The following is a 25534-nucleotide window of genomic DNA, read 5'->3' as shown; positions in this document are numbered from 1 at the left end:
CGGTCGTGCGGACGCACCTCATCGAGCCGGAATGGGGCCCGCCGCTCGGCCGGCTGGGCGAGAAGGTGCTCGCCTCCGGCGGGCAGCGCGAGGTCGTCGACCTGGTGCTGGACCGGGTGGACGAGTGGCTCGCCGGCCATCCCGACGCCTTCGCCACCCTCGTCTCGCGCCGGCTGCCCTCCTGGGTTCCGTCGTTCGTCGACCGGATGGTGGACGACCGGCTGCACGCGGAGGCACGGCGCTTCCTCGGCGATGTGCGACGGGACCCCGAACACCGGATGCGGCACGCGATCGACGACGCGCTCGGCCAGCTCGCCGACCGGCTGCAGCACGACCCGGACACGATCGCCCGACTGGAGGGCGCCAAGGAGCGCGCCTTCGACGACCCACGCATCCGGGAGCTCGCCGCTTCGGCGTGGGAGGCCGCCCGGAACGCCGCGGTCGGCGCCCTGTCGGACCCGGAGAGCGAGCTGCGCAACCGTGCCGAGATCGCCCTCGCCGACGCCGCCCGTCGCGTCGCCGCCGACCCGGCGCTCCGCGCCTCCCTCAATGCCAGGATCACCGATGCCGCCCTGCACCTCGTGACCGCCTACCGGCACGACATCGCCGGGGTCATCAGCGAGACCGTGCGCGGGTGGGATGCGGCCGAGACGACCGACAAGATCGAGACGCAGGTCGGGCGCGACCTGCAGTTCATCCGGATCAACGGCACCGTCGTCGGCGCCCTCGCGGGCCTCGCGATCTACACTGTCGCCACCCTCATCGCCGCCGCGGTCCGCTGACCGTTCTCGCGCTGCGCGATTCGTGCCGAATGTCGTGAATGGCGGCGCTATTCGCTACATTCGGCACGAATGTGCGGGGCCGTCAGGCGGTGCAGCGCAGCGCGCGGCGGCGGAGGAACGGCATCGCGACGAGCCGCCAGCCGACGAGGAAGACGCCGAGCACCACGAACGCGACGGCGATGAAGCTCGGCTGCACGCCCTGCCCCGCGGAGGTGCGGATGAGCATCCCGAGCGCGACCGTCATCAACCAGATCGGGATGCCGGGCCACACCACGGCGAAGGGACGGCGCCAGGCCCAGGTCACCAGCCAGCCGGCGATCAGCGCGACGAGGAACGGCCAGAGCGTGGTCATGAGCCCGGTGAACCCGGCCGTCTCGCCGTGGCTGCGGCGCCCGACCAGCACGAAGATCAGCACGAAGGCGACGTCGACGACGAATGCCACGAGGGCCGACCTCCAGGGTTTCACGCGTCGATGCTACGCGCCGATCCCCGTGCATTCGCTGGGTGCTGAGCGCGCCGACCCCTTCACTAGACTGGCGTCAGCCCGCCGACGAGCCCTGGAGCATCCGTGCCGAACTTCGCCTTCCTCGACCAGCCATCGCTTCCCCGACCGGACATCACGCCGAGCGACGCCGGCGCCATCGCGTCCGGGCGATTCGGCCTGGACGGCACGGTCACCGAGCTCGGCAGCCAGCAGGATCGCAACTTCCTCATCGACACCGGCGACGCCCGCTATGTGCTCAAGATCGCGAACCCGGTGTTCACGGCCGACGAGCTGCTCGCACAGAACGCCGCGCTCGCGGCCCTCGCCGATTCGGGCATCCGCGTGCCCGCGGTGGTCCGCACGATCGACGGCGAGGAGCTGGTCGCGGTCGACGTGCGCGGCGTCGACCTGCACGCCCGCGTCCTGACCTTCCTCGACGGGGAGCCGCTCACCGACGTCGCCCGCCCCAGCACCGATCAGCTGCGCACCCTCGGCGCCCTCGCCGGCGGCATCGCCGCGGGTCTGGCCGGTCTGCGGCACCCCGGACTCGACCGCTCGACGCAGTGGGATTCGCGGATCGGCGGGGAGGTCGTCGACCTCCTGCTCGACCACGTGGAGCAGCCCGCCAAGCGCCGCGTCGTCCGCGCCGCCGCCGACACCGCGCTCGCCCGGCTCGAGCCGCTGCGCTCGCGCCTGCGCGTCCAGGCGACGCACGGCGACGTGACCGACGACAACATCGTGCTCGGGGAGACCGGTCCGGGCGTCATCGACTTCGGCGACGTCGCGGACGGCTGGCTCGCCGGCGACCTCGCCGCCACCGTCACGAGCGTGCTGCACCACGTGCCGGAGGAGCCGATCGCAGCGGTCCTCGACGTGGTAGCCGCGTTCCACGAGCGCTCGCCGCTCGACGACGCCGACCTGGCCGCGCTCTGGCCGCTGGTCGTGCTCCGCGGCGCCGTGCTCGTCGTCAGCGGCGAGCAGCAGGTGGCGCTGGATGGCGACAACCGCTACGCCGACGAGAATCGCGCCCACGAGTGGCTGGCCTTCGACGTCGCCCGCCGCATCGACGCCGACGAGCTGGAGGCGCTCCTCCGCCACCGTCTCGCCGACAGCCGCCCGCTCCCCCGGCTCGGCCGGCTGATCGCCGTCGAGAGCACGCCCGCCAACCTCGCCGATCTGTCGGTGCTCGGCCGCGATCAGGATGCCGGCGCGTGGACCACGGCGTCCGCCGAGGACGAGGTGCTGGCGCGGGTCTGCCGCGAGGCCGGTCACGCGATCACCCGCTACGGGGAGGCCCGGCTCACCCGCGCGGTGCGCGACCGCTCCGACGCCACGGCCACCATCGCCCTCGGCGTCACCTTCGACGCCCCCTCGGGTGTCCCCGTGCTCGCCCCGTTCGCGGGCGAGCTGTCGCTGGTCGAGGGCGCCTGGGCGCTCCGCGGCGACGGCGTGGACCTGTGGCTGGACGGCCTGACCCGTCCGTTGACGACCACGACGGTCACGGCCGGCGAGGAGATCGGCACGACGATCCGGCTCACGGCGCAACTCGATCGCACCGGCGGTCCGCGTCCGCCGGCGTTCGTCACCCCCATCGCGCCGTTCGCGCTGTGGACGGCCGTCTCCCCCGACCCGTCCGACCTCTTCGGGCTCGACGTCACCGCGTCCACCCCGGATCCGGCCGGGGCGCTCGCCCGCCGCGACGACACGTTCGCGCGGGTCCAGGAGCACTACTTCGCCCATCCCCCGCTCATCGAGCGCGGCTGGCGGCACCACCTCTTCGACACGGGCGCGCAAAGCTACCTCGACATGGTGAACAACGTGACGCAGATCGGCCACGGCCACCCGCGGCTCGTGGAGGCGGTCCGCGACCAGTGGGCGCGTCTCAACACCAACTCCCGCTTCCACTACGAGGAGCTCTCGCGCTACACCGAGCGCCTGGCCGAGCTGGCTCCGGAGGGGCTCGACACCGTCTTCCTGGTCAACTCCGGCAGCGAGGCGGTCGACCTGGCGCTGCGGCTGGCGCAGACCCACACCGGCCGCCGCACCGTGCTCGCCGTGAAGGAGGCGTACCACGGCTGGACGGTCGGCTCGGACTCCGTCTCCTCGTCGCTGGGTGACAACCCGCGCGCGCTCGAGACGCGGCCCGACTGGGTCAAGCTCGTCGCCGCGCCGAACTCGTTGCGCGGGACGCACCGCGGCCCCGACTCGGCGGCGGCCTACCTCGCCGATCTCGACGACGACCTGGCGGCGCTGGAGGCGGACGGCGTCGAGGTCGCCGGGTACATCGCCGAGCCTGTGTTCGGCAACGCGGGCGGCCTCATGCTGCCCGACGGCTACCTCGCCGGGGTCTACGAGCGCATCCGCGCGCGCGGGGGCGTCTGCATCGCCGACGAGGTGCAGGTCGGCTTCGGCCGTCTCGGTCACTACTTCTGGGGCTCGCAGCAGCAGGGGGTCGTCCCGGACGTCATCACGATCGCCAAGGCGGTCGGCAACGGCCAGCCGCTCGGCGCGGTGATCACCCGCCGGGAGATCGCGGAGTCGTTCGCGGCGGAGGGCTCGTTCTTCTCGTCCGCCGGCGGCAGCCCGGTCAGCTCCGTCGTCGGGCTCACGGTGCTCGACGTCATGCGCGACGAGCGTCTGCAGGAGAATGCGGTCACCGTCGGCGACCACCTCGCCGACCGGCTGCGCGCGCTCGGCGACCGCCACCCGGTCGTCGGTGCCGTGCACGGGATGGGGCTCTACCTGGGCGTCGAGCTGGTGCTCGATCGTGCCGACATGACCCCGGCCACCGCAGAGGCGAGCCTCGTCTGCGATCGGATGCTCGCCGAGGGCGCCATCGTGCAGCCCACCGGTGACTTCAAGAACGTGCTGAAGATCAAGCCGCCGCTCTGCATCACGCGCGAAAGTGCGGACCGCTTCGCGGACGCGCTCGACCTCGTGCTGGCGACACTGTAGTCACGACCGGCTCGGCGTCCGCAGCTCCGCCGCCGCCCGCGCCGCGATGGCGCCGGCCACAGCGGTGAGCGCCGCCGACCGCATGGACCACTGGTGCCAGTGCAGGGCGACCGCCTCCTCCCCCGTCTCGTCGAGCACGATCAGCCGGCCGTCGGCGAGGTGCCCGGCGGTCTGGAGGTCGGGCAGCATCCCCCAGCCGAGGCCGAGCTCGGCCGCGCGCACGAACTCGGTCGAGGCGGGCACGTACTGGCGCGGCGGGCGCGCTCCGGGCGCGAAGCGGTCCAGATAGCGGTCCTGGAGGGCATCCTTGCGGTCGAACACCAGCATGGGCGCACGGGCTGCCGTCGCAGGACCCCACCCCTCGGGCGCCCAGCGCTCGACGAACGCGGGGCTCGCGACCGGGCGGTAGACCATCGCGCCGAGCGGCGAGACCGTGCAGCCCTGCACCGGTTCGGGGTCCGAGCCGATCGCGGCCATCGCCGTCCCGTCGCGCAGCCGGTCCAGCGTGTGCTCCTGATCGTCGAGGGTGAGGTCGAAGACCAGGCCCGGGAGGCTCGCGAGCGCCGGCAGCACCCACGTCGCCAGCGAGTCGGCGTTGACGACCAGCGGGATGATCGTCGCGGCCCCGCCCGCCGCATCCAGTTCGGCCGCGGCCTCCGCCTCCAGCAGCGCCACCTGCCGGGCGAGGCGGAGCAGCACGCGCCCGGCCTCCGTCGGCTCGATCGGCTTGCTGCGGCGGACGAGCACCCGGCCGGCCTGCTCCTCCAGCGCCTTCACCCGCTGGCTGACCGCCGACGGCGTCACGTGCAGCGCCGCGGCGGCGCGCTCGAACGTGCCGTGGTCGATCACGGCCGCGAGGGTCCTCAGCTGCTCGGTATTGGCATCCATCAACAGCGATGCTAATGCTTCGTAAGAAAAGCAAGCTGTACTGAACACGCGTTCGGCCCATAAGGTCGATCCGTGTTCGCGATCTTCCTCACCGGCCTCGGCTCCGGCGCCTCCCTCATCGTCGCCATCGGCGCGCAGAACGCGTTCGTGCTGCGCCAGGGGCTGCGCCGCGAGCACGTGCTCCCCGTCGTCACGATCTGCGTCCTCAGCGACGCGCTCCTGATCGCGGCCGGCGTCGCCGGGATCGGGGCGCTCGTGAAGGCCGCTCCCCTCGCCCTCGAGATCGTGCGCTGGGTCGGCTTCGCGTTCCTGCTCGGCTACGCCGTGTTCGCCGCCCGGCGCGCTCTGAAGCCGTCGGCGCTCACGGCGGCATCCGGCGTCGCCCCCTCGCTCCTGGCGACGGTCGGGATGTGTCTGGCGATCACCTGGCTCAACCCGCACGTGTACCTCGACACGGTGCTGCTGCTCGGCTCCCTCTCGGCCGACCACGGCGATCCCGGCCGCTGGGTCTTCGGTGCGGGGGCCGCGACCGCGAGCCTCCTCTGGTTCGGCGTGCTCGGCTTCGGCGCCCGCTTCGCCGCCCCGCTCTTCGCTCGTCCGATGTCGTGGCGGATCCTGGATGCCGGGATCGCGGTCCTGATGGTCGTGCTGGCGGTGCTCCTGGTCGTGTGACGACCAACGGGAATCCCCCGGCCGCCGCGACGGTTGCGCCTCTCGTGAGCATCATCGAAACGGACGCCCCCGTCGCCCCCGCCCCCGTGGCCTCCGGCGCGCTCACCGAACGCACGGCCCGGATGCTGGAGCAGATGCTCGCGGCGATGGACTGGACGCTCGTGGACTTCGCCCGGCACCGGCTCTCCGCCGGGGAGGCGATCGGCGGGAACGTGCGCGAGGTGCCCTTCTTCCTAGTGCTGAGCGGCGACCTCGACCTACGCACGGACGGCGACACCACCCGGCTGCGCGGCGGGGACTTCGTGCTCCGCACCCGGCCGACCTCGTACCGCATCCACGCGCGCGAAGACACGGAGATCGTCGCCGGCTCGCTGCGCCTCGCCGCCGGCACCGAGCATCCCCTCGCCCGCGCGCTGCCCGACGCGCTCATCGCGTGCCAGCTGCTGCGGCGGGATGCGCACCTCAACGCGCTCGCGGAGGCGCTCGTCGCCGAGGTCGCCAGCGCGCGTCCCGCGTCGTGCGCGTTCGCCGGGCGGCTCGTGAGCGTGCTCGCCGCCTCGGCGGTGCGCGCGTGGGTCGAGAACGGCTGCGCGCCGGACGGCTGGCTGCTGCCCGCGAGCGACCCGCACATCGCCCGCGCGGTCGACGCCATCCGGGACGATCCGGGAGGCGCGTGGACGCTCGAGCGTCTCGCCCGCGTGGCCGCCACCTCCCGCACCGCGTTCGCCGAGCGCTTCCACACCGTCGTCGGGGAGCCGCCGGCCCGGTACGTGCTGCGCGTGCGGATGGAGCGGGCCAAGTCCCTGCTCGCCGACGACCGCGTCAGCATCGCCCAGACCGCGGTGTCGCTCGGCTACGGCTCGGAGGCCGCGTTCAGCCGCGCCTTCCGCCGCCACACCGGGACGAACCCGTCCGCGTGGCGGCGGCTGGCCGCGACCGCCTGAGGCTTCCCGCCGGTCAGCCGCAGCCGGTCAGCCGCAGCCGGTCGGCCCGTCAGCCCCGGCGCGGGAACCAGCGCCGGGTGGAGGCGATGAGCAGTCCGCCCAGCACGGCCGAGATCCCGCCCGCCACGAACACCACGCCCACGCTCGTCGCGTCGATCAGCACGCCGCCGACGACCGCGCCGGTCGAGATGCCGAGCTGGAACGTCGCGACGGTCAGACCGCCCGCGCTCTCCATCCGCTCCGGCTCCACCCGGGCCGACCAGGTCTGCGCCATGGTCGGCACGCCGCCGAACGCCATGCCCCAGACGGCCGCCGCGATGAACGCGAACACCACGGAACCGGTCGAGAACGAGAAGAAGATGACGGCCGCGCCCAGGATGGTCGGCAGCACGACGAGAGTGGTCGCGAGGCGCTTGTCGACCACCGAGCCGGTCACCAGGTTGCCGATCAGGCCGCCCACGCCGTAGACGGCGAGCAGGATCGCGATCCCCCCGGCCCCCAGTCCCGAGACGCTCTCGGCCGCGGGACGGATGTAGGTGAAGCTCGCGAAGTGACCCGCGACGATCAGCAGCACGCCGACGAGCCCGACGATCATCGCCTTCGAGCGGATGGTGGCGACCAGCGCCCGCAGGCCGGTGGCCGCGGCGGCCGGGACGGACGGCATCACGATCGCCATCACGACGATCGCGATCACGGTGGCGCCCGCGACGGCGAAGAAGACCACCCGCCATCCGGCGAGCGAACTGATCAGCGCTCCCAGCGGCACCGCCGCCACCGTGGCCGCGGACACGCCGGTGTTGACGACCATCATCGCCCGGCCGAGGTGCCGCGGCGGCACCAGGTGCGCCGAGACCGCGAGCGCCATCGACCACGTGCCCGAGATCGCCATGCCCAGCGCGATGCGGGCGATCACGACGATCCAGAAGGCCGGCGCGATCGCGGTCACCAGGTTGGCCGCCAGCGCCAGGACGAGCAGCCCGATCAGGAGGCGCCGCCGGTCGAGCCGCGGGAACACCAGGGCGGTCGCCGGGCCGGCGATCACGCCCACCAGAGCGGTCGCGGTCACCACCTGACCGGCCACGCCCTCGGTCACCCCGAACTCCGCCGCCATCGACGGCAGCAGGCTGGCCGGGAGGAACTCACTGGTCACCAGCACGAACACGCCGACGAGCAGCGCGACGACGCCGCCCCAGCGGGCGGTCTCGCCGCCGCCCCCGGATCCCTGGGCGGGCACGGCGGCGGTCGGAGAGGTCGGAGCGGTGTCGCTGAGTGTCATCCCACCATCGTGACGGCGCGGCGCGGCGTGCACCTGATCGGTCGTCCGGAAGGGATGACTCTGCGTCCGGGATGCGGTGGGCTCGGGCGGGACGAGCCGAAGAAACAGCCCGAACAAGCAGAAGGGCCGCTCTCTCGAGCGGCCCTTCTGGTGCTTTCCGGTGGAGCTAAGGAGATTCGAACTCCTGACCTCTTCGATGCGAACGAAGCGCGCTACCAACTGCGCCATAGCCCCGGGGAACTGCTCTGAAAGCCTAGCACCCCATCCGTGCCGAGTTGAAATCGAGCACCGCTCAGCTCGCGGCCCGGCGGCGGCGGAGCACCGCGTCGAGGTCGATGGTGCCGTCGGACGCGTCGCCGACGATGCCCATGCTCGCGTAGCGGCTCGGGATGGGCTCCGGGCCGGGAGCGGCCGCGGCGATGCGCGGGACGGAGGCGGCGGGCGTCTCGGCCACCGCGACCGGGCGCAGGGGCACCGGAGGGGCGACGGGCGCGGCCGGCGCGATCTCCGAGGCCTTGCGGTCGAAGTCGGCGCGGGCGGCGGCGCGGCGCAGCTCGGTCGCCGCATCCACGGACGCCATGGCGGCGGCCGCGACGGTCCCGGGCGAGAGGTGGAGGGGCTTGGGGAGCGGACGCGGGGTCCAGCTCTGGCGCAGGCGCTCCTGCACGGGCAGGTCGTGCTGCGCGTCGTCGTAGAGGGCGGGCGCGGCCGGGATGGTCACGGCGCGCGCCGGCACGGCCGGAGCCTCCTGCGGCTGCGCGAGGCGGCCGAGCATCCCGAGGGCCGCGACGGACACGGCCGCGGACAGGGCAGGGACGATCCAGGCGCCGGTGGAGAGCATGACGCCGGTGCCGGCGATCACGCCGATCACTCCGGCGACGAGGACGAGCGTGCTGAGGGCCCGGGCGCGGCGCAGACGGCGGCGACGCTGCGGGGAGAGGGCGGGGCGGCGGCTCTCGGCCGTCGCGATGGCGCGCGCACGCTGGGCCGCTGCGGCGCGGGAGGCGCGCTCGACGGCGATGGCGGCGGTCGCGGCGCGCTCGGCCTCCTCGGCGGCGATGCGGCGCTCTTCGGCGATGGCGTGCTCCCGGCGGGCGTGGGCCGCGGCCTCCGCACGCGCCTCGACGAGCTGGCGCTGCTCGGCCCGGCGCAGCACGCGCTGCTGCTCGGCGACCGTGCGGGCGGTGGCCTCCATGCGCACCTCGTCCGGCAGCTCGCTGGTCTCGGCGAGGATGCGCAGGGTCTGCTGCAGCCGGACGGCGTTGCGCTCGGTGGCGATGTATTCGCGGCGGCGCAGCCAGACCGGGACCAGATAGGCGAGCCAGAGCACCGCCGCGATCGCGACGACGACCCCTCCGCCCATCACATCCCCGTTCATGTCTCTACGCTACGGGGCGGCACCCGCGCGGCCGGGGCAGTCGGTGGGTGTGTCTCAGCGGATCCGGGCGACCGGGAGGGGCAGCGCGGCCGCCGCGACGTCCTCGGCGGTGACCGTCGCGGCGTCCGGGGGGACGGCGCCGTCGCGCCAACGGCGCAGCACCCCCTGCGTCAGCTCCTCCGAGACGAGGCCGAAGCAGAAGTGGTCGCGCCAGTCGCCGTTGATGTGGATGTAGCGGCGGCGCAGGCCCTCGTAACGGAAGCCGAGCTTCTCGACCACGCGCAGACTGGGCTTGTTCTCGGGCCGGATGCAGATCTCCATCCGGTGCAGGCCCAGCTGGTAGAAGCAGTAGTCGGTCGCGAGCGCGACCGCGGTCGGCGTGATGTCGCGGCCGGCGAACTCCTGCGCCACCCAGTAGCCGATCGTCGCGCTCGAGAGCGACCCGTAGGCGATCGACGAGACGTTCAGCTGCCCGGCGAGCGTGCCCTCGTACTCCACGATGAACGGGAGGCCGTGCCCGGCCCGCGCGTTCGAGAGCAGCGAGCGGATGCTGGCACGCGTGTCGAACGAGCCCGGCGCGTAGGGGCTGGTCGCCTCCCACTGCCGCAGCCACCCCCGGTTGTCGAGCAGGGAGCGTTCGAGCGCGCGGGCGTCGCGCAGCCGGATGGGGCGCAATCCCACCGGCCCCTCACCGAGGGTGGGGACGACGATCGCCACGGGCATCTCTCCTTCGTGCGGGCTGCTGTGCAGTTGCGTTCTGCAGTGGGTGCGTTCGAGCGGCGGCTAGGCGATGGGCTCGCCGACGGGCTCGGCCGGCATCTCCTCGATGACCTCGTCCGGGGTGTCGTCGAGACCCTTGGCGAACTCCTTCAGCCAGGGGCGCAGGTCGGGGCCGAGGTCCTCGCGGTCGGCGGCGAGCTGCACGATGGCCTTGATGTAGTCGAGCCGGTCGCCCGTGTCGTAGCGGCGGCCGCGGAAGACGACGCCGTAGACGCCGCCGGTCCAGTCCGGCGCGTGCGCCATCGACTGCAGGGCGTCGGTGAGCTGGATCTCGTTGCCGCGGCCCGGCTCCGTGCGCTCGAGCACGTCGAAGACCTCGGGGCGCAGGATGTAGCGGCCGATGATGGCGTAGTTGGAGGGGGCGTCCTTCTTGTCCGGCTTCTCCACCAGACCGGTGATGCGCACGACGTCGTCCTCGTCCGTCGGCTCCACCGCGGCGGCGCCGTACAGGTGGATGCTGTCGGGGTCGACCTCCATGAGCGCGATCACCGTGGTGTTGAGCTCGAACTGGACCTCGAGCATCCGCTTCAGCAGCGTGTCGCGGGAGTCGATGATGTCGTCGCCGAGCAGCACGGCGAACGGCTCGCGACCGACGTGCATCTTCGCGCGCAGGACGGCGTGGCCGAGGCCCTTGGGGTCGCCCTGGCGCACGTAGTGCATGTCGGCGAGGGCGGTGGAGTAGTTGACCTTCTCGAGGCGATCGGTGTCGCCCTTGGCCCGCAGGGTGTCCTCGAGCTCGGCGTTGCGGTCGAAGTGGTTCTCGAGCGCGTTCTTGTTGCGACCCGTGATCATGAGGACGTCGTGCAGGCCGGCGTCGACGGCCTCCTCGACGACGTACTGGATGGCCGGCTTGTCGACGACGGGCAGCATCTCCTTCGGCATCGCCTTGGTGGCGGGAAGGAAGCGGGTGCCGAGGCCCGCCGCCGGAATGACAGCTTTGGTGACGTGGTTAGCCATGCCGCCTACAGTATCCGCATTTCCTCCGGGGTCAGGGCCCCATCTTCTAGGATTGCGCTATGGACCCGGATACTGCCGCCCACCGCAAACGCGCCTTGCGCGCCGAACTGCGGGAGCGGCGACAGAACCTCACCACCACGGAGCGCGCGAGCGCGACCGCCGGTCTCACCCGCCATCTCGTCGATCTCACGACCGACCTGAACGTGCGATCGGTCGCCTGCTTCCTCTCCACCACCATCGAGCCGGACACGCGCCCGTTCCTCAACTGGGCGCACGCGCAGGGACTGCGAGTGCTCCTCCCGATCTCCCGCGAGGACGGCCTGCTCGACTGGACGACCGGCGACGGCGAGACCGAGACGGAGGGGCTGTTCGGGATGCCGGAGGCCGTCGGCGAGCTGCTCGGCCCGATCGCGATCAACGACGTCGACCTCATCCTCGTGCCGGCCGCGGCGGTCGACGCCTCGGGCATGCGGATGGGCTGGGGGCGCGGCTATTTCGACAAGACGCTCGGGAGCATGGAAAAATGTCCCCCTGTGTACGCCGTCCTCTTCGACGGCGAGCTCGTGGACGAGGTCCCGCGCGAGCGCCACGACCAGCCCGTCGACGGCGTCGTCACCCCGACGCGCATCCTCCAGTTCACCTGACACACCCGACCGACCGACGCACGTGAAATAAGCGGAGCCTGATGCCCACCTACTCCTATGCCTGCCGCGACTGCGGCCACGCCTTCGACATCCAGCAGGCGTTCACCGACGACGCGCTCACGGTCTGCCCGAACTGCGGCGGCCAGCTGCGCAAGGTCTTCGGGGCCGTGGGCGTGACCTTCAACGGCTCCGGGTTCTACCGGACCGACTCGCGTGGTACGAAGAGTTCGGGAGTGTCGGGCGGCTCGTCGTCCGGCGGCTCGTCCACGGGGGGCTCGTCGTCGGGTTCGTCGTCGTCGGGCGGCTCGTCGTCGGGCGGCTCGTCGTCGGGCGGCTCGTCGTCCGGCGGTTCGTCGTCCGGCGGTTCGTCGTCCGGCGGTTCCTCGTCGGGCGGCTCGTCCTCCGGCGGCTCCGGCTCCTGAGCTCCGACCCCACCCGCGCACCACCCCTGGCGAAAGGATCGATCGTGATCAAAGGCTTCAAAGAGTTCATCCTCCGCGGAAACGTGATCGATCTGGCGGTCGCCGTCGTCATCGGCGCCGCATTCACCGCGGTCGTGAACTCGATCGTCGGCAACATCTTCAACCCGATCATCAGTGCGATCTTCCAGGCCGACAGCCTGGACAACGCCCTCACCGTCAAGATCGGCGACTCGACCATCAAGTTCGGCGCCGTCGTCGGGGCGATCATCAGCTTCGTCATCGTCGCGGCCGTCGTCTACTTCGTCTTCGTATACCCGCTGAACCTCGTCAAGGAGCGCGCCGAGCGCCTCCGCAAGAAAGGCGTCGTCGAGCCCGACGCGCCCGTCACCGACCTGGACCTGCTCACCGAGATCCGCGACATCCTGCAGGCCCAGCAGTCGCCGCCGCAGGCGACCGGCAAGCACTCCGACCCGCAGGTCTGACCCGGGCCGCGGCGCGCCTCAGTAGTGCGGCGGGACGTCCCGCCGCAGCTGCTCGTCGTTCGACGAGAACGACGGCGCATGGTCGGTGTCCTCCTGAGCGGTCTCCACGCGCACCTGCGGCGTCGGATCCGCACCGGGAGCCCCCGCTCGCTGCACGCGCCGGTGACGGCGCGCAGGCGGGCGCTCGGGAGTGCTCTCGGTCATCCCTCCAGCGTAGCCGCCGGTCACAGGGAGAGATGGAAGCGGAGGGCGTCGTCGACCTGGTGCATGATCCAGGCCGGCGTCTGCCCGCGATAGCGGCCGATCCACCCGCGCCCGAGCGTGCGCACCTGCTCGGCCTGGATCTTCGAGGCGCGGTCGAGTCCCATCGCCGTGATGTCGTCCGGGTCGCCGACCAACACCTGGAACTCGTGGACGATCGTCACGTTGGACGTCAGCGGCACGAAGGTGAGCGCGCCACGACCGCGGCGCGTGACCACGGCGTTGACGCCTTCGTTGCTCACGATGATGCACGGTCGCAGCCGCCCTGCCTCCCCGTCGACGACCGGGTCCAGCTGAACGTCGTAGACCTCCCCGCGTCTCACGCGTCCAAGCCGTCCCCTGCTGTCTGGTCCCAGAGCTCCTGCTCCCCGGACGCCTCCCACTCGTCGTACGCCTGCTCGTACGCGCCCTGAGCGTCGAGTTCCCGCTTGAGGCGGATCAACCGGTGGATCGCTGCCGACCGGTTGCCCGCGAAGTCGGCAGCGACCGTGTCGAGGTACGCGACATCATCCTCGGAGAGGCTCACGCTCAGCTTGGTCATACCGCGATGCTACCACGGTGGCATCGCGCTCAGGCGGGGATGGTGATGGGCGCCGTCTCGGTGCCCGGTTCGCCCGCGCCGATGAGGCGGGCGATGCGCACCGCGACCGCGTCGGGGTCGGCGAAGAGCTCGAAGCTGTGCACGCGGAGGTAGTGCCAGCCGAGGCGGCGGAGCACGTCCGGGCGCAGGCGCAGCGACTCGCGCAGGCTGCCGGTGTTCACGTCCTCGTCGGTCTCGACCACGACGGCACGGCCCTCGTGCGAGGCGATCAGCGTGAGCTTGCCGCGGTAGCCGAGGTGCACGTCGAGTCCGCGGCGGGCGAGGCGCTTGGCGAGGTCGATGATCATCGGGTCCGCGTCGGGGCTCAGGTGCTCGGGCGCCGCCGCCTGGATGTCGTCGGCCTCCCCCAGCACCTGGGCGAGCGCGGCGATGCCGTGACGCATCCGGGACTCGTCGATGTCGTCCGGCTTGAAGCAGGAGACGATGTCCATGCCGCGGCGGGCGCGGGTCATGCCGATCGCGAGCAGGCGGTCGCCGCCCGGCTCGGCGAGGGCGCCGAAGTTCGAGAGCAGGCGCCCGTGCGGCGTGCGCCCGTAGCCGATGGAGAAGATGACGCGGTCGCGGCTCTGGCCGACGGACTGGTCGAGCGTGACGACGGTGAACGGCTCCGCCCGGTCGCCGAGGATGAAGTCGGCGAGGTCGGTGCGCTTGGCGAACGCCGCGAGCACGGCCTGGTTGACCCGCACAGCGTGGCGGTCGCTCGCCGAGATGACCATGAGGGACTCGCGCGGGCGCTCGATGGCGTGCTGGAGGACCAGCTCCACCACCTTGGCGACCTCGGCGTCGGTGCTCTCCACCGCTCCGGTGTCGCTGTCGGGCATGCCCTGGCCGCCGGTCACGTAGTGCAGCGCGAGGCTGCCGTGGCCGAGGTAGGTGCCCGCCCAGGGCAGCGAATCGATCATCCCGCCGTAGAAGCGGCGGTTGACGAGCTCGGCGAGGTCTTCGCCGCCGGCGCGGTAGCTGCGCTTGAGCGTGTAGACGGGGAGCAGCTCGGCGAGGCGGGCGAGCGCGGAGTCCGCGTGCATCGCATCCACGTCCTCCAGGACGCCCTCGAACGAGGTGCCGTACTCGTGCACGCCGATGTCGAAGCGCGACGGGGTCTGGGTGACGGGGTCGCCGAACGCGACCAGCTGCTTCGCGCGGCGGAGCACCGGGATGTTCTCGGCGAGCGTCGACGCACCCGCGTCGACGAGCACGACCGCGTCGAACGGCAGGTCGGAGCCGAGCTCGGGCACCTCGTACGGCGAGATCAGCCACACGGGTGCGAGCGGGCGCGACAGGTGCGGCGCGGCGGCGTCGAGGGCGGCGGCCGTCGGCTGACCCGACTTGAGCAGCCGCTTGAGCGCGGTGGCCTCCTCCGGCCAGTCGACGATGCCGATCTTCCAGGTCTCGGCGAGCAGCCATGCGAGCTGCTTGCCGGTCGCGGAGGCGTGCGCCTCGTCGACCAGGCGGAAGTCGGCCTCCAGCCGGTCGAGCACGCTGGTGTTGGCGCTCAGCAGGGCGCGGTCGGCCGCGAGCAGCGACTCCAGCACCGACTGCCACCAGGCGAGCTCGAGCTCGGCGCTGACCTGCGACTCGGGCACGTGGCGCACCGAGAGGTCCTGGATGAGCGGGTCGAGATCGAGGTCGCGCAGCTGGCCGAGCAGGGCGGTGCGCTCCTGCAGGTTGGCGAGCACTTCTGATTCGGCGGCGAGCCCGGCGATCTGGCGCGTGAGCACCTCGATCGGCAGGGCCGCGAGCGACTGCGGCGTGCCCGTGCGGCGCAGCGGGATGTCGAGGCGGGCGAGGTCCTCCGCGACGCGCTGGTAGGCGACCTGCACGTCGGCGATGCCGACCGGCACCTCCGGGACCACGCCGGCGACGGCGAACCGGTTCCACAGGATGCGCTGCTGCTGGATGCGGCGCAGGCTCTCGTTGAGGTCGGTGACGTGCACGCCCGGGCGCACGTACTCGAGCGCCAGCTTGCGCAGACGGCGGCGGTTCGCGCTCGTCATCGTGGCGGACTCGCGGCGGGAGGCGGTGGCCGCGATCAGCTCGGCGAGCGAGCGGTCGAACACGGCGGGCGTGAAGCGGTCGAGCGTCTCGCGGATGTCGAGCAGCAGGCGCAGGTACACGCCGAGCTCGGCGATCGACTCGAACGGGCGCATCCTGGTCTGGCCGATGAGGGCTCGAGCCCGGTCGATCAGGCGCGGCAGCTCGGCGCGGTTGAGCTTCTTGGCGAGGTCGTGGGCGGCCTTGCCCTCCTCGGTCGTGGTGAACGACGCGCCGTACCAGGGCGAGTCGTTCGGGCCGTAGCGGAACTCGCCGAGCCGGGCGGCGCGGATGAGAGCGTCGGAGGCGGCGTCGCGGTCGGTGGCGAGCGCCTCGATGGAGGTGCGGCCGAGGCGGGCCGTGGTCGACGGCGGCGACGGCAGGAGCGCGAGGCGCGAGAGCTCCCGCAGCGCATCCAGCACCGACACCTTCAGCACGGGGTCGCGGCGGCCGAGGGCGGAGCGGTAGTCGAGCAGCACCTTGCGCAGGCGCACGAGCGCCTCGTCGACGTCGGTGACGCGGGGCTGCGTGGCCTTCTCGTTGCGGCCGATCGACTGGATGAGATCGCGGCGCAGCGTGCGCGGGGTCACCGCCAGCCCGGGCAGGCCGACGCGGGTGAGGCGCTGGGCGATGTCGTCGAGGCTGGAGCGGCGCGGGCTCACCACGAGCACGCGCTTGTGCTGCGCCACGAGCGCGCCGATCGCATTCACGACGGTCTGCGTGCCGCCCGTACCGGGGAGGGTCTTGACGACGAGCGAGTTGCCGGCGGCGATCTGCGCGACCACCGTCTCCTGCTCCTCGTCCGCGTCGAGCAGGAGGGTGTCGGTCGCGGGCGGCCGCTCGTCCTGGCGGATCTGCTCCACCGGGTTGAAGGCGCTCTCGATGGTGGTGCGCGCCGACGGGTTGCCCGCGAGGGCGTTCAGCAGCGTCGTGTCGAGGTCCTCGGCCTCCGCCCGCAGCGCGGGGGCGACGTCGGCGAACGACGACACGACCAGGCGCGGCTGCACGTTGAACCAGGGCAGGTGCGAGGTGAGGCCGCGCAGCCGGTCGATGACGGGCTGCGGCTTGAAGACGCCGTTGTTGAGCGCGAGCGCGACGAACGCGTCCGCGTCGAGGGTGATCTGGAACTGCTCCGCGAGCGCGCGCGACAGCTCCGGGTTGAGGAACGGCTGGCCCTTCAGCTTCAGCTCGAAGTCGCGGCCGTAGCGGCGGATCGCCAGCGGGCGCAGCAGGATGGGCGCGGTCAGCTCGTCGCCGCCGTGCCGCCACTGCGCCAGGCCGATCGCCAGGTGCACCGACTCGATGCCGCGCACCGTGCGCAGCTCGATGCCCTTCGTCGTGATCGCGTTCGCGGCTGCGCGGGCGGTGCGCAGCGCGAGCTCGTCGCGGATCAGGCTCGACAGCAGCGTGCTCTTGCCGGTGATGAACTGCGGCAGGCCGCCCGGGTGCGTCGTGCTCAGCTCGATGCGTGCACGGGGGCTGTCCTCGAAGTGCAGGAGGGGCGAGACGCCGCCGATGGACGCGATCTCGTCCTGCCACCGCTTGCGGACCGGGTCGGCGATGTTGCCGGCGACGAGGGACGGATCCCCCAGGCTCAACTGATGCGGAGCGGTCGAGTTCGCGACCGGATGCAGGGCGTCGTCGTCCGCGAGGCCGGACCCGACCAGGTCGTCCTCGTTCTTCCTATCCAGTCGCCACACACGGACACCCTACGTGCGAATCCCGGAAACATCCCGCAACCCGGGCGGGTTTCGCGGCAATACGGGGGGCGGGGGACGCAGCGCCAGCACGGCGACGACGCCGCACAGGAGGTACAGCGCGGCCTGACCGTCGAGGATGGCCACCACGTCGAACCGCTCCGCGAGCAGGCCGCCGGCGAGCAGGCCGACGCCCTGGGCCGCTCCCGAGACCGTGGTCATCGCGGCGATGACGCGGCCGAGCGCGTGCGGCGGGGTCCCGGTCTGCACCAGGGTGATCTCGCCGGTCGCCGTGGCGACGGCCGGGATGCCCATCGCGATGAACAGTCCCGCGTAGACCCCGAGGGCGGTGGTGAACGGGGCGAGGTTCCAGGTGAGGAGGGACAGGAGGCCGAAGACGAGGTAGCCGCCGCCCACCAGCATCCGCGGGCTCAGGCGGCGCACGAGCATCCCGGACAGGAGGCCGCCGAGCACCCCGCCGATCGCCTGCACGCCGCGCAGGAGGCCGACCCCGGCATCCCCCGCGCCGAGATCCTGCGTGACGTAGACGATGAAGAGGACCAGGAAGAGGCCCTGCGAGACGCTGCCGAGGGCGGCGATGGCTGCGAGGGTTCGCAGGGTCCCCGAGCGGCCGATCAGGCGGAGCCCTTCCGCCCACTCGTGCAGGAGCCGGCGTTCGGCGACGATCGCCGGGGCCTCGGCCTCCCCCGCCACGGGCACGGGATGCCTCCGCATCGCCGCGACGAGACCGGCGGTCACGAGGAAGGTCGCCGCGTCGGCCACGACGACGCCGGGCAGGCCGCCCGCGGCGAATGCGATGCCGCCGAGCGGGGAGCCGACCAGCCGGGCGATGCTGTCGCTCACGGCGATGAGCGCGTTGCCGCGCGCGAGCTGGTCGGGCTCGACCAGGCTCGGGACCAGCGCCTGACGGGCGGGGTTGATGACCGCGCCGAGCACGGCCTCCACCGCGGCCACCGTATAGACGATCCACATGCGGTCGGCTGAGGCCACCAGCAGCGGGAGCAGTGCGAGGGCCTGCAGCAGCGCCGTGACGATGATCGTGCGGCGGCGATCCCAGCGGTCGACGAGCACTCCGAGGAAGGTGCCGAGCAGGAGCATCGGCACGAGCTCCACCAGGAAGACGGTGGAGGCGCCGAGCGCCGAGCCCGTCGCACCGAAGGCGAACAGGGGCAGCGCGATCATCAGCAGCCAGTCGCCGGTGTCGGAGACCAGGCCCGCCGACCAGATCAGCGCGTAATCGCGACGAAGCAGCGGGGAGCGGGAGGTCACGACGACTCCCCCGCGCCGCTCGCCCGCTGCGCGTCCGGGTGGCGGAACGCGCTGAGGTGCAGGGCGACGACGTCGGCGCCCTCGGGGGCGTCGGCGCGGGTCAGGCCGATGTAGGGGCGGATGAGGGTATCCAGCTTCGCGGCGAGATCCTTCAGCTCTGCGGGGGTGAGCCGGAGGGCGTACCCGGTGAGCAGGGAGGCGTCGCGCCACTCCTCGGGCTGGTCGTCGCGCTGAGCGACGGCCCGGTGCGCGAGGGCGGCCTCGTCGTCGATCTGGCGATCGGCGAGCAGCCGCTCCGCGGTGTCCTCCCCGAGGCGGAAGCCCGGGTCCTCGGTGCGGCCGAACGTGAGCCCCGTCGCCGTGGACTGCCAGGGCCGCTCCCGCCCGTCCTCGGCCTCCACCGCCTCCACCAGCCCGAACCGGGCCAGGGCGCGCAGGTGGTAGCTGCAGTTCGACGGGGTCGAGCCGACGATCTCGGCGCACTCGCTGGCGGTGCGCGGGCCGAACGTCATGAGGTGGTCGAGGAGCGCCAGGCGCAGGGGATGCGCGAGCGCGCGGAGGGCGCGCGGGTCGGTGACGGTGCGGCGCTCGGGCGGTCTGAAAGCCATGTTTCAGATTGTCCGCGCCCTTTTCTTTCACGTCAAGCCGGGCTTTCGCGCCGCATCCGGGAATGGCTCAGGGCGCGAGACGTTGTTCACACGTGTGAACCAACCAACCCGTGCCAGCGTCGGCTTCCGCTCCGAGCGCGGCCCCGTCCTCATCGCGCTCATGCTCACCACCGGGCTGGTCGCGATCGACTCGACGATCCTCGCGACGGCCGTGCCCTCGATCGTGTCCGACCTGGGCGGGTTCTCGCAGTTCCCCTGGCTGTTCTCGGTGTACCTGCTGGCGCAGGCCGTCTCCGTCCCCGTCTACGCGAAGCTCGCCGACACCGTCGGGCGCAAGCCGCTCGTGCTCATCGGCATCGGGCTCTTCCTGGTCGGATCCATCCTCTGCGGCGTCGCCTGGTCGATGCCCGCGCTCATCGCGTTCCGCGTCATCCAGGGTCTCGGCGCCGGCGCCATCCAGCCGATCGCGATCACCATCGCCGGCGACATCTACACGATCGCCGAGCGCGCCAAGGTCCAGGGCTACCTCGCGAGCGTGTGGGCGATCTCCTCGGTCGTCGGCCCGACCCTGGGCGGCGTGTTCTCGCAGTTCACCTCGTGGCGCTGGATCTTCTTCGTCAACATCCCTCTTTGCCTCCTGGCCGCGTGGATGCTCGCGCGCAACTTCCACGAGAACGTCGAGCGCCGCCCGCACCGCATCGACTACGCGGGCGCCACGCTGCTGACGCTCGGGATGAGCCTCCTCATCCTCGCCGTGCTCGAAGGCGGCCAGGCCTGGGCGTGGGGCTCGGCCTGGAGCATCGGCGCGTTCGTGCTCGGCGGCCTGCTGCTGATCGCCTTCCTCCTCGTGGAGCGCCGGGCCGCCGAGCCGATCCTGCCGCTCTGGGTGTTCTCGCGCCGGCTGCTCGTGACCACGACCCTCATCTCGCTCGGGATCGGCGCCATCCTGATCGGACTCACCTCGTACGTGCCGACCTACCTCGAGTCGACGACCGGCGCCTCGCCGCTGATCGCCGGCCTCGCGGTCGCCGCCCTCACGATCGGCTGGCCGATCGCCGCCAGCCTCTCGGGACGCTTCTACCTGCGCATCGGCTTCCGCAGCACCGCCCTGCTCGGCACCTCCATCGCCATCGTGGGCGCGATCGCGCTGGCCGTCACCTCGGTGCACCCGAGCGTCGCGTTCGTCGCGATGAGCTGCTTCGTCGTCGGGCTCGGGATGGGCCTGGTCGCGACGCCCACGCTGATCGCCGCGCAGTCGAGCGTCGCCTGGAACGAGCGCGGCGTGGTCACCGGCACGAACATGTTCTCGCGCTCCATCGGCAGCTCGGTCGGCGTCGCACTGTTCGGCGCGATCGCGAACGGCATCATCGCCTCCTCCGCGGGCGGCGCCAAGGACCCCGGCACCGTGCAGGCGGCCTCCACCGCCGTCTTCGTCGCCGTCGCGATCGCCGCAGCCTTCACGATCGTCGCCGGCATCGCCATGCCGCGCTCCCGCGTCGAAGACGTCGAGCTGCGCCGCCCGACGCCCGCAGCCGAGTAGCCCGGCGCTCGCTCGCTGAAACCTTCGGAGTTAGGGCGATTCACGCTTCCCCGGCTCGCTTCTCCGGAGTTCCGGCGAGCTGAGCGGCGAGCCGCGGTCAGCTTCCGGCGTTGCTGAGATCGCCCCACTCGCGGTGCCCCGTGCCGTTCCTCCGGCGACTCCGCGCACCGCGCCGCTCATCTCTCCGGAGTTCCGGCGTTTCGCCCGCTTGCGCACATTTATCCGGAGAACCCAGGGGCGGCCTGCCGTCTCAGCGGCCGCACGCCTGCGCGTGCTACTGTGGTCCGACCACATGGTCTGACCACAGGAGGCGCGATGACCGCGGAGCCGCGGGCGTGGGAGGGCGTGCTCGCCCACATCGAGGCGCGTCTCGTCGACGGCCGGTTGCGCCCCGGCGACCACCTCCCCGCCGAGCGCGCGCTGTCGGCCGAGCTCGGCGTCGCGCGGTCGAGCGTCCGGGAGGCGATCCGGGTGCTGGAGGCGATGGGCCTCGTGCGCACGCAGACGGGGTCGGGCCCGACCTCGGGCGCGATCATCGTCGCGCGGCCGGTCGGCGGGATGCAGGCGCTCATGCGTCTCCAGGTCGCCGCGAGCGGGTTCCCGGTCGCCGACGTCGTCCGCACGCGCCTCCTGCTCGAGACCGCCGTCGCGGAGGACCTCGCCGAGCGACCCTCCACCGTCGATCTCGCCGACGCCCGCCAGCTGCTCGACGCGATGGACGACGCCTCCCTCGCGCCGCAGGAGTTCCTCGCGCTCGACGCGCAGTTCCACCTCGCCCTCGCCGAGGCCTCGGGCAACGCGGTGGTGGCCGCGATGATGGCGGGCCTGCGCACGTCGATCGAGGGCTATGTGATCGCCGGGCTCGCACGCATCCCGGACTGGGAGGCGATGGCGGCCCGGCTGCGCTCCGAGCACCGCGACGTGGTCGCCGCGATCGGCGCCGGCGATGCGACGGCCGCGCGCACCCGCATCCACGACCACATCAGCGGCTACTACCGCGACGCCTCCCCCGACCCGCTCGACGACTCCTCCCTCCGCCCCTCCTCCGCCCACGAACCCAGATAGGCAGCCGCCCATGGTCACCCGCCAAGTCCCCAAGCCCGCCGAACTGCTCGACCTGATGAAGTTCAAGAAGCCCGAGCTGGACGGCAAGAAGCGCCGCCTGCAGGGCGCCCTCACCATCGAGGACCTGCAGCGCATCGCGAAGCGCCGCACCCCGAAGGCCGCCTTCGACTACACCGAGGGCGCCGCGGAGGGCGAGCTGTCGCTGGCCCGCGCCCGCCAGGCGTTCCAGGACATCGAGTTCCACCCGTCGATCCTGCGCGACGTCTCCGTCGTCGACACGTCGTGCGAGATCTGGGGCGGCCCGTCCGCCCTCCCGTTCGGCATCGCCCCTACCGGCTTCACCCGCCTGATGCAGACGGAGGGGGAGGTCGCGGGAGCCGGAGCCGCCGGGGCCGCGGGCATCCCCTTCACCCTCTCGACGCTCGGCACAACGTCGATCGAGAACGTGAAGGCCGCCAATCCAACCGGCCGCAACTGGTTCCAGCTGTATGTGATGCGGGAGCGCGAGATCTCGTACGAGCTCGTCCGCCGTGCCGCGGCGGCGCAGTTCGACACCCTCTTCTTCACCGTCGACACCCCCGTCGCCGGTGCGCGCCTGCGTGACAAGCGCAACGGCTTCTCCATCCCGCCGCAGCTCACGCTCGGCACGATCGTCAACGCGATCCCGCGCCCGTGGTGGTGGTACGACTTCCTCACCACGCCGAAGCTCGAATTCGCCTCCCTGTCGTCCACCGGCGGCACCGTCGGCGACCTGCTCAACGCGGCGATGGACCCGTCGATCAGCTTCGAGGATCTCGCCATCATCCGCGACCTCTTCCCCGGGAAGATCGTCATCAAGGGCGTGCAGAACGTCGAGGACTCGAAGAAGCTCGTCGACCTCGGCGTCGACGGCATCGTGCTCTCCAACCACGGCGGCCGACAGCTCGACCGCGCGCCCATCCCGTTCCACCTGCTGCCGAAGGTGGTGCAGGAGGTCGGCCACCACACCGAGGTCGCGATCGACACCGGCATCATGAACGGCGCCGACATCATCGCCGCGTATGCGCTCGGCGCGAAGTTCACCCTCATCGGCCGCGCCTACCTGTACGGGCTGATGGCGGGCGGCCGAGCGGGCGTCGACCGCACCATCCAGATCCTCTCCGACCAGATCGTGCGCACCATGCAGCTGCTCGAGGTCTCGTCGCTGGCCGAGCTGACCCCGGCGCACGTCACCCAGCTGCAGCGCCTGGTGCCGGTCGCCACGACGAGCCCGGTGAACGTCGGCTAGTCCCTCGTCCCTCGTCCGTGCCTCCGGACGCGGCCGCTACTCGCAGCCCACACCGTCGCCGTCGCGGTCCAGGTCGTAGATGTCGGTTCCGACGACCTGGACCGGGCCGCGCACGTACGCGGGCCCGTTGCCGCTCCCGCCCGCGCAGTCCACATCGCTCGCGATCGGGACGCAGGCCCCCGCGTAGTTGGGGTCGCACCCGCTCTGCGCCGCGGCCGGAGGTGCGGCGGGAGGCGCAACGGCCACAGGAGGGGGCTGACGCGTTCCCACACTCGTGACCCGATCGACCGGCGGCGTCGTGACCGTCTCGGAGACCAGGGTGCGGCCCGTCTCGACGCCGCCGACCAGCGTGACGCTGTACCTGCTCGTCTTGACGCCGTCGCGGCCCTCCGTCGTGACCGCGCTGGTGCCCGCATCCCGGCCGGGATCGTCGACGCTGGTCTCGGCGAACGGGATCGCCGTGTCGACGTCGACCGTGGTCACCTCGGTGGCGGGGGTCTGCGCGGCCGTGGCGGTCGGGGCGGCCGCGACGGACGCCGCATCCGTCTCCGCCGACTCGCTGGGAGCCTGCCCGCCCGCCGCATACGCCGACACGGAGACCAGGACCGCGAGAGCGGCGGCACCCGCGATGACCGACCAGCCGCCTTTGCCCAGCCTGGGTCTCGCCACGTTCGCTCCTTCGGGTCGTGCTCGCAGCAGTCTGGCGAGCACGGCGCCCCGCGGCAAGGGACCCGAACGAGGGGTGGACGGGGCTGACTACGCGGCGGGGATGCGCGAGACCATGACGAACTCGTTGTAGACGAACACCTTCCCCGCGGCGCGCGGGAACGGGAACGAGTAGTGGCGCTCCGGACGCAGCCCCAGCTTCTGGCTGAGCCGGGCCAGCCCGTCGAAGTCGACGAAGGTGACGTGCGTCGCGTCGCTGCGGTAGCCGACCGCCTGGGGCGTGATGAAGCAGACACGGCCCCCCGGCTTGATGTAGCGCAGGTAGTCGCTGAGCAACGACACCGCGAACTCCGGGTCCAGGTGCTCGACGAGGTGCGCCGCGAGCATGGAGTCGAACGTGCCGGGCACGGCGTACTCCGTCCGCGGGAACTCCTCGGAGGTGAAGGCGGTCAGGCCCCGCGCCCGCGCGATCTCGATGGATGCGGCGTTGTGGTCGACGCCGACGCCGTTGTTGCCGAGATGCGCGAGATTGCGTCCGAGGCCGCAGCCGACGTCGAGCACGCGGCCGAGATCGAGACGCCGGATGTTCCACCGGTACGGGGCCTGCACGTTCAGCGTGCGGCGCCACCACGACCCGTCGAGCCGGCGGAGGCGTTCCGCGTAGTCGCCGCCGGCGGTCCCCTCGCCCGTTCCGGGTTCCGGGGTCTCGTCCGTCATCTGCTCACGCCCTCGTCTGTTCGCATGCCCTAACGCTAGCGTCGATACCACCAGCCCTCTCAAAGGAAATTACCCCTACGATCGGTGGGGGAATGTCCACATGTCGAACGGGATGAACTGAATGGCAACGGGTAGAGGGGCCTCCGGCCCGACCAAGCGCGATCGTCGGGAAGAGGCGCGGGAGACCGCGCGACTGATGCGCGAAGAGGCCGCGAAGAAGGCGAAGCGCCGCAAGATCGTCATTCAGAGCTCCGTGATCGTGGGCGTGATCGCCGTGCTCACCGTGGTGGGCCTCATCGTCTACTCGGGCGTCAGCGCGTCCAGCAACGTCGCGAACCCGAAGAACATGCTCAGCGGCGGCATCCTGCTGACCCAGTCCGACCAGGCGGTCACCACCGCGGCGATCTCGGGCGGCGACGCTCCGACGCCGACGACGCAGAAGCTCGACGGCAAGACCGCGCACATCCAGATCTGGCTCGACTACCAGTGCCCCTACTGCGACCAGTTCGAGACGACCAACAGCGCTCAGATGAAGCAGATGATGGCCGACGGCACCGCGACGCTCGAGATCCACCCGGTCGCCATCCTCGACTCCGCGAAGAACAACAAGTACTCCACGCGCGCGGCGGCCGCGGCCTCCTGCGTTGCGAATTACGAGCCGGACAAGTTCTTCGACATCAACAGCGCCCTGTTCGCCAACCAGCCGGACGAATCGACCGGGAGCGGGCTCACCAACGCGGAGATGCTCAAGCTGTTCAAGGACGCCGGGGTCGAGTCGAAGCAGATCACCGACTGCGTGAACAACCAGACGTACGCGCAGTTCGTGACCAACCGCACCAAGGACGCGACCACCAACAAGCAGCTGGTCAACGCGTCCACCGGTGGGTTCGGCACCCCAACGGTCTTCGTCAACGGCGAGCGCTACCAGGGCGGCTTCACCGACGCCACCCAGTTCGCCTCGTTCGTCGCCGCGGCGGTCAAGGACGCCGGCGACAGCGGTTCGATCACCTTCCCGAAGGCGAGCTGACCCTCCCGCGCGCACCGCTCACGAAGGCGGCCGGTCCTCGGACCGGCCGCCTTCTGCGTTCCCGGCGGCGGGTGTAGGTTCGCCGCACACGCACACGACA

The 25534-nt window shown here is 71.9% G+C and carries 24 protein-coding genes, 1 tRNA gene and 1 pseudogene; 11 read left to right on the top strand and 15 right to left on the bottom strand.

Going from position 1 to position 25534, the window contains the following annotated elements; all coding sequences use genetic code 11:
• Positions 1–5: 5 nt before the first annotated feature.
• The gene (locus BGO91_RS22175) at positions 6–782 is read left to right on the top strand and encodes a DUF445 domain-containing protein (protein ID WP_366925304.1); all 777 of its coding nucleotides are present in this window, start codon (positions 6–8) and stop codon (positions 780–782) included.
• A gap of 82 nt (positions 783–864) precedes the next feature.
• On the opposite strand, the gene BGO91_RS20865 is transcribed toward BGO91_RS22175, so the two are convergent.
• Complete coding sequence (locus tag BGO91_RS20865; RefSeq protein WP_290474656.1) at positions 865–1248, bottom strand: DUF3054 domain-containing protein; 384 nt, start codon at positions 1246–1248, stop codon at positions 865–867.
• A 102-nt stretch (positions 1249–1350) separates the two neighbouring features.
• Here BGO91_RS20865 and BGO91_RS20860 point away from each other — a divergent pair, with 102 nt between their 5' ends.
• Positions 1351–4221: an aminotransferase gene (locus tag BGO91_RS20860; protein WP_290474655.1), complete on the top strand. Its 2871-nt coding sequence runs from the start codon at positions 1351–1353 to the stop codon at positions 4219–4221.
• On the opposite strand, the pseudogene BGO91_RS20855 reads toward BGO91_RS20860, so the two are convergent.
• Positions 4160–5109, bottom strand: a pseudogene (locus BGO91_RS20855) (LysR family transcriptional regulator ArgP). The gene BGO91_RS20860 and the pseudogene BGO91_RS20855 sit on opposite strands and share 62 nt — an antisense overlap.
• Positions 5110–5181: 72 nt before the next feature.
• Here BGO91_RS20855 and BGO91_RS20850 point away from each other — a divergent pair.
• A complete protein-coding gene (locus tag BGO91_RS20850; RefSeq protein WP_290474653.1) occupies positions 5182–5781 on the top strand; it encodes a LysE/ArgO family amino acid transporter in 600 nt (199 codons plus the stop codon).
• Between the two features lie 44 nt (positions 5782–5825).
• Positions 5826–6725, top strand: coding sequence for an AraC family transcriptional regulator (locus BGO91_RS20845; RefSeq protein ID WP_290474652.1), 900 nt, complete (start codon positions 5826–5828; stop codon positions 6723–6725).
• A 49-nt stretch (positions 6726–6774) separates the two neighbouring features.
• Here BGO91_RS20845 and BGO91_RS20840 read toward each other — a convergent pair whose 3' ends face one another.
• The 5 genes from BGO91_RS20840 to galU form a co-directional block, all read right to left on the bottom strand.
• On the bottom strand, positions 6775–8001 hold the full coding sequence (locus BGO91_RS20840) for an MFS transporter (RefSeq protein WP_290474651.1): 1227 nt from the start codon (positions 7999–8001) through the stop codon (positions 6775–6777).
• A 161-nt stretch (positions 8002–8162) separates the two neighbouring features.
• Positions 8163–8235: transfer RNA gene (locus BGO91_RS20835), tRNA-Ala, on the bottom strand.
• Positions 8236–8293: 58 nt separating this feature from the next.
• On the bottom strand, positions 8294–9379 hold the full coding sequence (locus tag BGO91_RS20830) for a hypothetical protein (RefSeq protein WP_290474650.1): 1086 nt from the start codon (positions 9377–9379) through the stop codon (positions 8294–8296).
• 54 nt (positions 9380–9433) lie between these two features.
• Positions 9434–10102: a GNAT family protein gene (locus BGO91_RS20825; RefSeq protein ID WP_290474649.1), complete on the bottom strand. Its 669-nt coding sequence runs from the start codon at positions 10100–10102 to the stop codon at positions 9434–9436.
• Positions 10103–10162: 60 nt separating this feature from the next.
• Positions 10163–11116: a UTP--glucose-1-phosphate uridylyltransferase GalU gene (galU, locus tag BGO91_RS20820; RefSeq protein WP_290474648.1), complete on the bottom strand. Its 954-nt coding sequence runs from the start codon at positions 11114–11116 to the stop codon at positions 10163–10165.
• Positions 11117–11175: 59 nt separating this feature from the next.
• Here galU and BGO91_RS20815 point away from each other — a divergent pair, with 59 nt between their 5' ends.
• From BGO91_RS20815 to mscL, 3 genes are read left to right on the top strand one after another with little or no spacing between them, the layout of a single operon-like run.
• Positions 11176–11760, top strand: coding sequence for a 5-formyltetrahydrofolate cyclo-ligase (locus BGO91_RS20815; RefSeq protein WP_290474647.1), 585 nt, complete (start codon positions 11176–11178; stop codon positions 11758–11760).
• A gap of 41 nt (positions 11761–11801) precedes the next feature.
• Positions 11802–12182, top strand: a complete 381-nt coding sequence (locus tag BGO91_RS20810; RefSeq protein WP_290474646.1) for an FmdB family zinc ribbon protein — start codon at positions 11802–11804, stop codon at positions 12180–12182.
• Positions 12183–12226: 44 nt separating this feature from the next.
• On the top strand, positions 12227–12664 hold the full coding sequence (mscL, locus tag BGO91_RS20805) for a large conductance mechanosensitive channel protein MscL (RefSeq protein ID WP_290474645.1): 438 nt from the start codon (positions 12227–12229) through the stop codon (positions 12662–12664).
• Positions 12665–12682: 18 nt separating this feature from the next.
• Here the strand turns inward: mscL and BGO91_RS20800 are convergent, their stop codons facing one another.
• From BGO91_RS20800 to BGO91_RS20775, 6 genes are read right to left on the bottom strand one after another with little or no spacing between them, the layout of a single operon-like run.
• Positions 12683–12868: a hypothetical protein gene (locus tag BGO91_RS20800; RefSeq protein WP_290474644.1), complete on the bottom strand. Its 186-nt coding sequence runs from the start codon at positions 12866–12868 to the stop codon at positions 12683–12685.
• Positions 12869–12888: 20 nt separating this feature from the next.
• Positions 12889–13248: a type II toxin-antitoxin system PemK/MazF family toxin gene (locus tag BGO91_RS20795; protein WP_290474643.1), complete on the bottom strand. Its 360-nt coding sequence runs from the start codon at positions 13246–13248 to the stop codon at positions 12889–12891.
• Positions 13245–13466, bottom strand: coding sequence for an antitoxin (locus tag BGO91_RS20790; protein ID WP_290474642.1), 222 nt, complete (start codon positions 13464–13466; stop codon positions 13245–13247). The genes BGO91_RS20795 and BGO91_RS20790 overlap by 4 nt, the downstream gene beginning before the upstream one ends.
• Positions 13467–13495: 29 nt before the next feature.
• Positions 13496–17257, bottom strand: coding sequence for an AAA family ATPase (locus BGO91_RS20785; protein ID WP_290474641.1), 3762 nt, complete (start codon positions 17255–17257; stop codon positions 13496–13498).
• Positions 17258–17266: 9 nt separating this feature from the next.
• Positions 17267–18544 carry an MFS transporter gene (locus BGO91_RS20780; RefSeq protein ID WP_290474640.1) on the bottom strand — a complete coding sequence of 426 codons (1278 nt, stop codon included), beginning with the start codon at positions 18542–18544 and terminating at the stop codon, positions 17267–17269.
• Positions 18541–19152: a helix-turn-helix domain-containing protein gene (locus tag BGO91_RS20775; RefSeq protein ID WP_290474639.1), complete on the bottom strand. Its 612-nt coding sequence runs from the start codon at positions 19150–19152 to the stop codon at positions 18541–18543. Before BGO91_RS20775 ends, BGO91_RS20780 begins: the two co-directional genes overlap by 4 nt.
• A gap of 94 nt (positions 19153–19246) precedes the next feature.
• Here BGO91_RS20775 and BGO91_RS20770 point away from each other — a divergent pair, with 94 nt between their 5' ends.
• The 3 genes from BGO91_RS20770 (at position 19247) to BGO91_RS20760 (ending at position 23024) form a co-directional block, all read left to right on the top strand.
• Complete coding sequence (locus BGO91_RS20770) at positions 19247–20692, top strand: MDR family MFS transporter (protein WP_290474638.1); 1446 nt, start codon at positions 19247–19249, stop codon at positions 20690–20692.
• Between the two features lie 315 nt (positions 20693–21007).
• A complete protein-coding gene (locus tag BGO91_RS20765; RefSeq protein ID WP_290474637.1) occupies positions 21008–21757 on the top strand; it encodes an FCD domain-containing protein in 750 nt (249 codons plus the stop codon).
• A 10-nt stretch (positions 21758–21767) separates the two neighbouring features.
• Positions 21768–23024 (top strand): alpha-hydroxy acid oxidase, encoded by a 1257-nt coding sequence (locus tag BGO91_RS20760; protein ID WP_290474636.1) that lies wholly within the window; start codon positions 21768–21770, stop codon positions 23022–23024.
• Positions 23025–23060: 36 nt separating this feature from the next.
• On the opposite strand, the gene BGO91_RS20755 is transcribed toward BGO91_RS20760, so the two are convergent.
• Together BGO91_RS20755 and BGO91_RS20750 are read right to left on the bottom strand one after the other, a co-directional pair.
• Complete coding sequence (locus BGO91_RS20755) at positions 23061–23693, bottom strand: G5 domain-containing protein (RefSeq protein WP_290474635.1); 633 nt, start codon at positions 23691–23693, stop codon at positions 23061–23063.
• A gap of 87 nt (positions 23694–23780) precedes the next feature.
• Positions 23781–24407: a class I SAM-dependent methyltransferase gene (locus tag BGO91_RS20750; protein WP_290474634.1), complete on the bottom strand. Its 627-nt coding sequence runs from the start codon at positions 24405–24407 to the stop codon at positions 23781–23783.
• A 121-nt stretch (positions 24408–24528) separates the two neighbouring features.
• On the opposite strand from BGO91_RS20750, the gene BGO91_RS20745 reads away from it, so the two are divergent.
• Positions 24529–25434, top strand: a complete 906-nt coding sequence (locus BGO91_RS20745; protein ID WP_290474633.1) for a thioredoxin domain-containing protein — start codon at positions 24529–24531, stop codon at positions 25432–25434.
• Positions 25435–25534: the final 100 nt, after the last annotated feature.

Origin of the sequence: Leifsonia sp. 71-9 (assembly GCF_001898805.1) — a bacterium.
In the GTDB taxonomy this organism is placed as follows: domain Bacteria; phylum Actinomycetota; class Actinomycetes; order Actinomycetales; family Microbacteriaceae; genus Leifsonia.
This window is presented reverse-complemented; position numbering and strand designations above follow the sequence as displayed.

Coding starts and splice junctions, on each gene's coding strand:
- BGO91_RS20815 (WP_290474647.1), top strand. CDS start 11,176: ATGGACCCGGATACTGCCGCCCACCGCAAACGCGCCTTGCGCGCCGAA.
- BGO91_RS20765 (WP_290474637.1), top strand. CDS start 21,008: ATGACCGCGGAGCCGCGGGCGTGGGAGGGCGTGCTCGCCCACATCGAG.
- BGO91_RS20825 (WP_290474649.1), bottom strand. CDS start 10,102: ATGCCCGTGGCGATCGTCGTCCCCACCCTCGGTGAGGGGCCGGTGGGA.
- BGO91_RS20810 (WP_290474646.1), top strand. CDS start 11,802: ATGCCCACCTACTCCTATGCCTGCCGCGACTGCGGCCACGCCTTCGAC.
- BGO91_RS20750 (WP_290474634.1), bottom strand. CDS start 24,407: ATGACGGACGAGACCCCGGAACCCGGAACGGGCGAGGGGACCGCCGGC.
- BGO91_RS20800 (WP_290474644.1), bottom strand. CDS start 12,868: ATGACCGAGAGCACTCCCGAGCGCCCGCCTGCGCGCCGTCACCGGCGC.
- BGO91_RS20760 (WP_290474636.1), top strand. CDS start 21,768: ATGGTCACCCGCCAAGTCCCCAAGCCCGCCGAACTGCTCGACCTGATG.
- galU (WP_290474648.1), bottom strand. CDS start 11,116: ATGGCTAACCACGTCACCAAAGCTGTCATTCCGGCGGCGGGCCTCGGC.
- BGO91_RS20745 (WP_290474633.1), top strand. CDS start 24,529: ATGGCAACGGGTAGAGGGGCCTCCGGCCCGACCAAGCGCGATCGTCGG.
- BGO91_RS20830 (WP_290474650.1), bottom strand. CDS start 9,379: ATGAACGGGGATGTGATGGGCGGAGGGGTCGTCGTCGCGATCGCGGCG.
- BGO91_RS20840 (WP_290474651.1), bottom strand. CDS start 8,001: ATGACACTCAGCGACACCGCTCCGACCTCTCCGACCGCCGCCGTGCCC.
- BGO91_RS20775 (WP_290474639.1), bottom strand. CDS start 19,152: ATGGCTTTCAGACCGCCCGAGCGCCGCACCGTCACCGACCCGCGCGCC.
- BGO91_RS20790 (WP_290474642.1), bottom strand. CDS start 13,466: ATGACCAAGCTGAGCGTGAGCCTCTCCGAGGATGATGTCGCGTACCTC.